This window comes from Bradyrhizobium sp., from assembly GCF_030693485.1.
Lineage (GTDB): Bacteria > Pseudomonadota > Alphaproteobacteria > Rhizobiales > Xanthobacteraceae > Bradyrhizobium.
The window spans coordinates 1-1,849 of the sequence record NZ_JAUYAN010000086.1 but is presented as its reverse complement, the minus strand read 5'-3'; the positions used below and the strand labels follow the sequence as shown (position 1 = coordinate 1,849).

The following is a 1,849-nucleotide window of genomic DNA, read 5'->3' as shown; positions in this document are numbered from 1 at the left end:
TCAGCGAAATCTTGGCCATTCAGCACTCTCTTCATCTGCGCTGCTGCATTGCACCGCGGCGCAGTCATTAAAATCATTCCAAAGCCATAATATGGGCCATCCCGGCAATGAGCAACCTCGGGAGCCACTGATCTGGGGTATGGGCTGATATGAATTGGCGGGGCGGCAAGGGCGTTAGCCCTGCACCGCCTTGGCGAAATTGGCGAAAAATTCATCGGCCAGCTTCTTGGCCGATCCGTTGATCAGGCGCTGGCCGAGCTGGGCCAGCTTGCCGCCGATCTGCGCCTCGACATTATAGGTCAGCAGCGTGCCGCCATCCTTGTCGGCCAGCGCCACGGTGGCGCCGCCCTTGGCGAAACCGGCGACCCCGCCCTCGCCCTCGCCCGAGATCCGGTAGCCGTTCGGCGGGTCGAGATCGCTCAGCGTCACCCGCCCCTTGAAGCGGGCCGAAACCGGGCCGACCTTCATCTTGGCGACCGCCCGAAAACCGTTGTCCTCGGTTTTCTCCAGCTCCTCGCAGCCGGGGATGCAGGCCTTCAGCACTTCCGGATCGTTCAATTTGGTCCACACGGCCGCGCGCGGCGCCGCAAGCTGGACTTCGCCGTTCATCGTCATGGCCATGAGAGCCTCCCTGGATCGCCTCGCCCGTTATATCCCCAAGTAAAGCACGGCAGGCCCAAAAGGAAGGGCGGGATGGCGGTGGGCGAGGCATATTCGCAGCGCAACAGGCTTTCGCAGGGCAGGCTTGCGCCGTCGCTTTGGGATTGGCAGAGCAAGGCCGGAAATGGTTAGGTCGCGCACGTCACGAGGAATTCAAGATGCCAATGATCGATGCCGACGGTTGCCTGCTCAATGTCTCCGTCGAGGGCCGCGATGGCGGGCCGACCCTGATGCTGTCGAATTCGCTGGGCTGCACCCTGCAGATGTGGGAGCCGCAGATGAAGGCGCTCACCCAGCTGTTCCGGGTGATCCGCTACGACCGCCGCGGCCACGGCAAATCAAGCGTGCCGCCGGGTCCCTATTCCATGGAGCGTTTTGGCCGCGACGTGCTGGCGATCCTCGACGACCTCAACATCGAGAAGACGCACTGGTGCGGCTTGTCGATGGGCGGCATGGTCGGTCAGTGGCTGGGCGCCAACGCGCCGGAGCGATTCGGCAAGATCATTCTCGCCAATACCGCCTGCTATTACCCCGACCCGACCAACTGGCTGAACCGCATCAAGGCGGTCAAGGAAGGCGGCCTTGCGGCGATCGCCGACACCGTCATCGCGAACTGGCTGACCGCCGATTTCAGGGAACGCGAGCCGCAGATCACGGCCAACGTGAAGGCCATGCTGATGGCTACCCCGGTGCAGGGCTATCTCGCCTGCTGCGAGGCGCTGAGCACGCTCGACCAGCGCGCCATGCTGCCGAAAATCAAAAGTCCGACGCTGGTGATTGCCGGGCGCCACGACACCTCGACGCCGGTCGCGGCCGGCGAGTTGATCCGCAGCCAGATTCCCGGCGCCAGCTTAACGATTCTCGACGCCGCGCATATTTCCAACGTCGAACAGTCGCACGCCTTCACCGACGCCGTGGTGGGTTTCCTGACGCAGCGCTAACACCCACCTCCCTCATGGTGAGGAGCGCGTCCGGCGGCGCCCTTGCGCTGTCGGGCGCGCGTCTCGAACCATCGGGCAGATAGCCTGCAGCCATCCTTCGAGACGCAGCGCGAAGCGCGCGCGGCTCCTCAGACCGTATGTCCCTTTGCGGAACGGAGGCGACTCACCCTCGATGCGAGTGCGAGGGTTACCCGGATAGGCCGGGCAGAGCCTCACGCAAGGAGGGCGAGTCATGGGTGATTATAGCG

2 protein-coding genes are annotated in these 1,849 nt (G+C 63.9%); one reads left to right on the top strand and one right to left on the bottom strand.

Annotated elements, in window-relative coordinates:
- Positions 1 to 174 precede the first annotated feature (174 nt).
- Entirely contained in the window at positions 175 to 621 is a 447-nt protein-coding gene (locus Q8N40_RS06430) for a carbon monoxide dehydrogenase subunit G (RefSeq protein WP_305319897.1), read from the bottom strand.
- Positions 622 to 818: 197 nt separating this feature from the next.
- On the opposite strand from Q8N40_RS06430, the gene pcaD reads away from it, so the two are divergent.
- Positions 819 to 1,601: a 3-oxoadipate enol-lactonase gene (pcaD, locus tag Q8N40_RS06425; protein WP_305711219.1), complete on the top strand. Its 783-nt coding sequence runs from the start codon at positions 819 to 821 to the stop codon at positions 1,599 to 1,601.
- Positions 1,602 to 1,849 lie beyond the last annotated feature (248 nt).

What these genes read in the sequence shown, in the direction of transcription:
- Q8N40_RS06430 (WP_305319897.1), bottom strand. Translation starts at nt 621, where the DNA reads ATGGCCATGACGATGAACGGCGAAGTCCAGCTTGCGGCGCCGCGCGCG.
- pcaD (WP_305711219.1), top strand. Translation starts at nt 819, where the DNA reads ATGCCAATGATCGATGCCGACGGTTGCCTGCTCAATGTCTCCGTCGAG.